Raw genomic sequence first — 6,693 nt, 5'->3', positions numbered from 1 at the left:
TGGCATACGGTTACCGGGATAGCGAATTCTTTTTCATGAAGATCAAGAGCGTCTTTCCCGGTAATCCGTGAAGAACCAAAAAAATGCCCGGCAAGCCGGGCAAGTTTTTTATGCGCGTCTTACAAGTTGTAGCCGCGTTCGTTATGGAGTGCCAGGTCGATTCCTACAGCCTCTTCTTCTTCCGTGATACGCAGGCCCATGACAGCGTCCAGGACCTTGAGAATGATGAAGGTGACGATCGCGGTGTAGATCACCGTGAAGCCCACGCCTTTGCACTGGATCCAGACTTGTGCGGCGATGTCGGTGACGGTGCCGAAGCCACCCAGGGACGGCGCAGCGAACACACCGGTCAGGATCGCGCCGAGGATACCGCCGATACCGTGTACACCGAAGGCGTCCAGGGAATCGTCATAACCGAGTTTGCGTTTCAGGGTGGTGGCGCAGAAGAAGCACACCACGCCCGCTGCCAGGCCGATCACCAGAGCGCCCATCGGGCCCACGGTGCCAGCGGCTGGCGTAATGGCGACCAGGCCGGCGACCACACCCGAAGCAATACCCAGTGCACTTGGTTTGCCGTGAGTCATCCACTCGGCGAACATCCAGCCCAGCGCAGCAGCGGCGGTTGCGATCTGGGTCACCAGCATCGCCATGCCGGCGGTGCCGTTGGCCGCAGCTGCGGAACCGGCGTTGAAGCCGAACCAGCCGACCCACAACATCGCGGCACCCATCAGGGTGTAACCGAGGTTGTGCGGGGCCATTGGGGTGGTCGGGAAGCCTTTGCGCTTGCCCAGCACCAGGCAGGCAATCAGACCGGCCACACCGGCGTTGATGTGCACCACGGTGCCGCCGGCGAAGTCGAGCACGCCCCAGTCCCACAACAGGCCGCCATTACCGGACCAGACCATGTGCGCAATCGGTGCGTAAACCAGGGTGAACCACACGCCCATGAAGATCAGCATGGCGGAGAACTTCATCCGCTCGGCGAAAGCACCGACGATCAACGCAGGAGTAATGATGGCGAAGGTCATCTGGAAGGTGACGAACACCGCCTCAGGGAACAGCGCCGCAGGACCCGTCAGGCTGGCTGGCGTGATGCCGGCGAGGAAGGCCTTGTTCAGGCTTCCGAAGAACGAGTTGAAATTGATGACGCCCTGTTCCATGCCGGTGGTGTCGAACGCGATGCTGTAGCCATAAATGACCCACAGGACGCTGATCAGACCGGTAATGGCGAAGCACTGCATCATCACGGAAAGAATGTTTTTGGACCGAACCATGCCGCCGTAGAACAGCGCGAGGCCGGGAATGGTCATGAACAGCACGAGGGCTGTCGAGGTCATCATCCAGGCGGTGTCGCCGGAATTGAGGACTGGGGCCGCCACTTCGTCTGCCGCCAAGGCCAGGCCGGGCATTACGAGGGACAACAGGGCTCCTAGCCCTGCGAATTTACGCAGAGTCATATTGTTTTCTCCTGGGGCGTTGGGTTTGTGGCGGCTTTTAAATCGCGTCGGTATCGGTTTCGCCGGTACGGATGCGAATCGCCTGTTCCAGATTGACCACGAAGATCTTGCCGTCACCGATCTTGCCGGTGTTGGCTGCCTTGGTTATCGCCTCGATAACCCGGTCCAGATCCTTGTCGTCAATGGCGACATCGATCTTCACCTTGGGCAGAAAATCGACCACGTATTCCGCGCCGCGATACAGCTCGGTGTGACCCTTCTGCCGACCGAAGCCTTTGACTTCAGTAACGGTAATGCCCTGCACGCCGATCTCGGACAGCGACTCGCGCACGTCGTCCAGTTTGAACGGCTTGATGATGGCAGTGACTAGCTTCATGAAAACTCTCTCCCGAATTGGTGGACTTGCCCCAGGAAAACAAACCCGACTCAAGTCTAAGCGCAGTGCCTGGCTTTGTAACGCATCGTCGGCCTTGAATGCCCGTCCGACCCCAGCTAACCACCCCGTACGAAACACTTCCCCCGTTTCGCCTGGCGCACTGCATTCGTCACAGCGACTGCATCAGTGCATGGGTTGATAGTCACTAAGCAGAAAGCTTGCCATCTCGCCAAAAACCTCTGAATTCAATCCCTTGGCCAATACCACGAGCCGGCGCTCTCCATTACCCGCGAACTAACGCACAACAACAGTGCGCTGCCGTCCGTCCGCATGCGCGAAAAGCGTGCGCCGGCCACCCGCTGGAATTGACTATAGACACTGCGTGATACACTGCCCGCCATTGTTTCCAGGACCTTCCCCATGCTCGCGCCCAAAGACTTCCTCGACGCCCTGACGGGCACCGCCTCCCGCCTCTTCAGCGGCGAAACCCCGCTGCCGAAAAGCGAAATCGAAAGCCAGTTCAAGGCGTTGTTGCAGAGCGGCTTCAGCAAGCTCGACCTGGTCAGCCGGGAAGAATTTGATAGTCAGATGGTTGTGCTGGCTCGCACCCGTGCACGGCTGGAGAGTCTTGAGGCCAAGGTGGCAGAGCTGGAAGCGAAGCTGAATCCACCGACCGAGTAACACAGTCGATCCCACTGTAAAGCCCAATCCCCTGTGAACCTCAATCCACTGTGGGAGCGAGCCTGCTCGCGATAAGGTCGGAACGACCTTCCAGCTATTCCGGATTCAGCGCTGATTCAAGGCAGAGTCCTACAACGATCTCATCCGCCGTCCGATAGCGCCGCAAAGCTCCAGTTCCTAAGCTCACCCAATGCTGAATGTTCAGCACTGGGTTTGGCGACCCGGAAGCTTAAGGAGCATTACGACCATCCGATGGCGGGTTTACTTCCGCCACATCGAGTCATGGCGGTTGTGCGTGGGAGATCTTCGGGTCTGCCGGGAGTTTGCTGCACTGGAATAACCAGCCGTGGATTCGGTTGCAGGATGTTCCGCACATGCTGGCAGAAGGTGAACGGCCACAGCGTGCAGTCATTGCGCCGTGGTGGAAGCGTGCTTCCCGAATACTCCTGGCAATCTGAACGACAAAAAAACCCCACGTTTGTAACGTGGGGTTCGTTCAGGAGCAGAGGATCAGGCGCAATGTGAAAGACGCTCAACCTGATCCCGAATCGCAGCTCCTCGTTCAATCTCGGCTTTGCGCAAATCGTAAGTCGATTGCAGGTTCAGCCAAAACTCAGGGGTCGTATCCAGACAAATAGAAAGCCTGAGAGCCATATCAGCACTGACGCCTCGACGCAGAAGCACGATGTCGTTCACCGTGGGGGTCGAAACGCGCAACGCTCTGGCCAGAGCAGCAGCCGTAAGGCTCAGAGGCTCCAGGTATTCCTCTTTGAGGATCTCGCCAGGGTGTACCGGGCGCATACCATTCTTAGTCATTACGCCCCATTGCCTCCTGCCCCGATAATGAAAACTCAGCGCTGAGCAGCGCTGCCTACTCTAAGCGCGAAGTTCTTAAATTTCGTACAGATCAAAAAACCACCCCAGCCGAACCGGGGCGAATGCTATCGCAGTTCTTTCAATACTTACCTTTCAAATAAACTAACGAGTTGTATCAAATCATGAAGTGGCAAAGGCTCTTTCCAGTTCCTTGGTGATGTTAACGCCGACCATCAGCAGATCCTTATTGACGCGTGCCCGGATGATCAAATTTGAACAGGCTTCCCGTCGTGGGTGTATCTGTTGAGGAAACACAGGCTTCGGCCTCACCGAAGCCTGCAAATAAAAAACCGTCTCCTCAAGGCGGTTTTTTTTGCCTTCAATTTAGCTTTTGCCGATGTCCTTCATTGTTCCAGGCAACGTCCTACAAAAACCTCATCCCGCGACTGATTACGTCGGTACTCCACACTCGCTTACGCTCCACCAACCAGAAAGACACTCGCAACATCCTGCGAAAGTTTGGTGCCTGTGCCGTCACGCGACCCGGCTACTCTTCAAAAAACCGCAGGAAGCGGTTCTCTGTCAGCTCAAGGAACGACCATGTCCCTCTCCATCGTCCACAGCCGCGCCCAGATTGGCGTGGATGCGCCCGCCGTGACCGTCGAAGTCCACTTGGCCAACGGTTTGCCATCGCTGACCATGGTCGGTTTACCCGAAGCGGCCGTGAAGGAAAGCAAAGACCGGGTTCGAAGCGCGATCATCAATTCAGGCCTGCAATTCCCAGCACGACGCATCACGTTGAATCTTGCCCCGGCGGATTTGCCAAAGGACGGCGGACGATTTGATCTGGCGATTGCCTTGGGGATTCTTTCGGCCAGCGTGCAGGTGCCGACGTTGACGCTGGATGATGTGGAATGTCTGGGGGAGTTGGCGCTGTCAGGCGCAGTGCGGGCAGTTCGCGGTGTATTGCCGGCAGCCTTGGCAGCGCGCAAGGCCGGGCGGTCGCTAATGGTGCCGCGAGCAAACGCTGAAGAAGCGTGCCTGGCCTCAGGGCTCAAGGTGATCGCGGTGGATCATTTGCTGGAAGCGGTCGCGCACTTCAATGGGCACACACCGGTCGAGCCTTACGTTTCCAATGGTTTGCTCTACGCCAGCAAACCCTATCCGGACCTCAATGAAGTGCAGGGGCAACTCTCGGCCAAGCGCGCCTTGCTGATTGCCGCGGCAGGGGCACATAACCTGTTGTTCAGCGGGCCGCCGGGCACGGGCAAAACCCTGCTGGCGAGCCGTTTGCCGGGGCTGTTGCCACCCTTGGCCGAGAACGAAGCGCTGGAAGTGGCGGCGATTCAATCGGTCACCAGTTGTGTGCCGTTGAGCCATTGGCCACAGCGGCCATTTCGCCAACCCCACCACTCCGCCTCAGGACCCGCACTTGTAGGTGGAGGTTCGAAACCTCAACCCGGTGAAATCACCCTCGCCCACCATGGCGTGTTGTTTCTCGATGAACTCCCGGAATTTGATCGCAAGGTATTGGAGGTTCTGAGAGAACCATTGGAGTCTGGCTGCATCGTGATTTCCCGCGCCAAAGACCGCGTACGATTCCCGGCGCGATTCCAGTTGGTCGCCGCGATGAACCCGTGCCCTTGTGGATATCTTGGCGAACCGAGTGGCAAATGCAGTTGTACACCGGACATGGTCCAGCGCTACCGCAACAAACTGTCGGGGCCGCTGCTGGATCGCATCGACCTGCACCTGACGGTCGCGCGGGAAGCTACGGCGCTGAACCCTGCGCGTAAACCCGGTGACGACACCGCCACCGCCGCATTACTGGTCGCCAACGCACGAGAACGACAACATAAACGCCAGGGCTGCGCGAACGCCTTCCTTGATCTACCGGGCCTGCGCCAACACTGCAAGTTATCCACAACCGACGAAGCCTGGCTGGAAACCGCCTGCGAGCGTTTGACCTTGTCACTCAGGTCAGCCCATCGACTGCTCAAAGTCGCGCGTACCTTGGCAGACCTTGAACAAGTCGACGGCATTACTCGCGAGCACTTGGCCGAAGCGCTTCAGTATCGGCCGACCTCAAACTAGCAGGGACTATTCCTTGCTCAGGTCCACCAACGGCGCCTGCCGCACCTCAGTCTCCCGCCCACCTTGAATATCACTCACCGTCTTCAACGCCTTATCCACAGCCCCTTTATCCGCCAGCAAGCTGTACCGGATCTGGAACTGCTTCTGCTCTTTAACCCCAATCATCGGCACCAACCCCAGTGGCCGCTGATACCGCCGGTTGTAAGAAAAACTCGTCCCCGGCTCCAACCCGGTCACATACCCCTGCCCCTGCGTATCGGTGTTTTTCCACAACGAAAAAACCGGCAACTGCTGAGTATTAAACCCGACCGAAACCCCAAGGCTTCCCGCCTTGTTATGCAACACGGTCAACGTGTCACCCTGGGCATCGCCATAAGGCACAACGTTGTAAACGGTCTCGTCATAATCCTTGGTCGGCGCGCGGTAGGTCTGCCAGTCCGGCAAATCGCCTTTGGCCTTGTCATTGAACGGCGAAACCTGTTTCACCGGCGCAGCAAAGCGGGCGCCTTGCTCCAGGAACGGAGTACTGAAGTTACTGTGATAAAGCGCCTGGTATTCCTTCGGATAATCACCGTTGTTGGTCAGGGTGTCGTTGAGGGCAAACGTGACGCTACCGGGCTCGGTGACCAACTCGGTCATCACCGAGAAGTCGACTTTCTTGAACGCCTGCTCTTTAAGCTCGCCACGCAGGCTGATGGCGTAAGGCGGTTTCTCATCGATGTGCAGAGAGACTTTGCTGGCCGGGATGTTGGCGGCACGGCCATGCAGGGTCAGCAGTTCGCCGTTGTCCATGCCGGGATGGCCGACCCATTCGTAACCGCAGCGGGCGACCAGTTCGTTGAAGCCTTCGAGCCAACCCAGGCCGCCGCGGCCGTTGAGCTCGATGAAGGACGGATTGACCACATCCTTGACCGGCGAATCCCAGCCCATGCGCACAGTACCGACCGACGCCTGCAAGACGTTCATCCCGCGAGTCGGGACCACCGAGAGTTTCATCGTGCCGTTATCGATGTCGACGATGCTGACGCCTTCTTGCCGACCACCGTGCAAGGTGCGAAGGGTCACGGAAAAAGGTCGGTCGGTTTTCACCCCGAGTTGTTGGCTGGTGATCTGCCAGTTCTGGGGAGCCTTGTCGCTGTCGAGCAGCACGTAATCCCAGGCGAGGGCGTGGGAGGCCGCGGTGAGCGCCCCGAAGGCGACAGCGAGTTTGAGCAGGGTCATGGGAAAAGCCTTTCTTGGAGTTGTGCGTTTTTTATAGCGCTGATGAAA

At 58.0% G+C, this 6,693-nt stretch carries 6 protein-coding genes and 1 pseudogene; 3 read left to right on the top strand and 4 right to left on the bottom strand.

The window, feature by feature from the left end; all coding sequences use genetic code 11:
* Window positions 1–119: 119 nt before the first annotated feature.
* Both ACWKV5_RS13950 and glnK read right to left on the bottom strand, forming a co-directional pair.
* Window positions 120–1,457 carry an ammonium transporter gene (locus ACWKV5_RS13950; protein ID WP_027926392.1) on the bottom strand — a complete coding sequence of 446 codons (1,338 nt, stop codon included), beginning with the start codon at window positions 1,455–1,457 and terminating at the stop codon, window positions 120–122.
* A gap of 37 nt (window positions 1,458–1,494) precedes the next feature.
* Entirely contained in the window at window positions 1,495–1,833 is a 339-nt protein-coding gene (glnK, locus tag ACWKV5_RS13945) for a P-II family nitrogen regulator (RefSeq protein WP_002555808.1), read from the bottom strand.
* A 420-nt stretch (window positions 1,834–2,253) separates the two neighbouring features.
* Here glnK and ACWKV5_RS13940 point away from each other — a divergent pair, with 420 nt between their 5' ends.
* Both ACWKV5_RS13940 and ACWKV5_RS13935 read left to right on the top strand, forming a co-directional pair.
* On the top strand, window positions 2,254–2,514 hold the full coding sequence (locus ACWKV5_RS13940; RefSeq protein WP_033060695.1) for an accessory factor UbiK family protein: 261 nt from the start codon (window positions 2,254–2,256) through the stop codon (window positions 2,512–2,514).
* Window positions 2,515–2,834: 320 nt separating this feature from the next.
* Window positions 2,835–2,972: pseudogene (locus tag ACWKV5_RS13935) on the top strand (BRO-N domain-containing protein); the annotation flags it as partial.
* 52 nt (window positions 2,973–3,024) lie between these two features.
* Here ACWKV5_RS13935 and ACWKV5_RS13930 read toward each other — a convergent pair.
* The gene (locus ACWKV5_RS13930; protein ID WP_483841692.1) at window positions 3,025–3,330 is read right to left on the bottom strand and encodes a HigA family addiction module antitoxin; all 306 of its coding nucleotides are present in this window, start codon (window positions 3,328–3,330) and stop codon (window positions 3,025–3,027) included.
* A gap of 600 nt (window positions 3,331–3,930) precedes the next feature.
* On the opposite strand from ACWKV5_RS13930, the gene ACWKV5_RS13925 reads away from it, so the two are divergent.
* Window positions 3,931–5,424, top strand: coding sequence for a YifB family Mg chelatase-like AAA ATPase (locus tag ACWKV5_RS13925; protein ID WP_483841691.1), 1,494 nt, complete (start codon window positions 3,931–3,933; stop codon window positions 5,422–5,424).
* Between the two features lie 6 nt (window positions 5,425–5,430).
* On the opposite strand, the gene ACWKV5_RS13920 is transcribed toward ACWKV5_RS13925, so the two are convergent.
* Entirely contained in the window at window positions 5,431–6,645 is a 1,215-nt protein-coding gene (locus tag ACWKV5_RS13920; RefSeq protein ID WP_483841690.1) for an aldose 1-epimerase family protein, read from the bottom strand.
* Window positions 6,646–6,693: the final 48 nt, after the last annotated feature.

This window comes from Pseudomonas oplopanacis (genome assembly GCF_057128725.1).
This window is presented reverse-complemented; position numbering and strand designations above follow the sequence as displayed.

Excerpts from the sequence above, each read along its gene's own strand:
- ACWKV5_RS13950 (WP_027926392.1), bottom strand. The coding sequence starts at position 1,457 with ATGACTCTGCGTAAATTCGCAGGGCTAGGAGCCCTGTTGTCCCTCGTA.
- glnK (WP_002555808.1), bottom strand. The coding sequence starts at position 1,833 with ATGAAGCTAGTCACTGCCATCATCAAGCCGTTCAAACTGGACGACGTG.
- ACWKV5_RS13940 (WP_033060695.1), top strand. The coding sequence starts at position 2,254 with ATGCTCGCGCCCAAAGACTTCCTCGACGCCCTGACGGGCACCGCCTCC.
- ACWKV5_RS13930 (WP_483841692.1), bottom strand. The coding sequence starts at position 3,330 with ATGACTAAGAATGGTATGCGCCCGGTACACCCTGGCGAGATCCTCAAA.
- ACWKV5_RS13925 (WP_483841691.1), top strand. The coding sequence starts at position 3,931 with ATGTCCCTCTCCATCGTCCACAGCCGCGCCCAGATTGGCGTGGATGCG.
- ACWKV5_RS13920 (WP_483841690.1), bottom strand. The coding sequence starts at position 6,645 with ATGACCCTGCTCAAACTCGCTGTCGCCTTCGGGGCGCTCACCGCGGCC.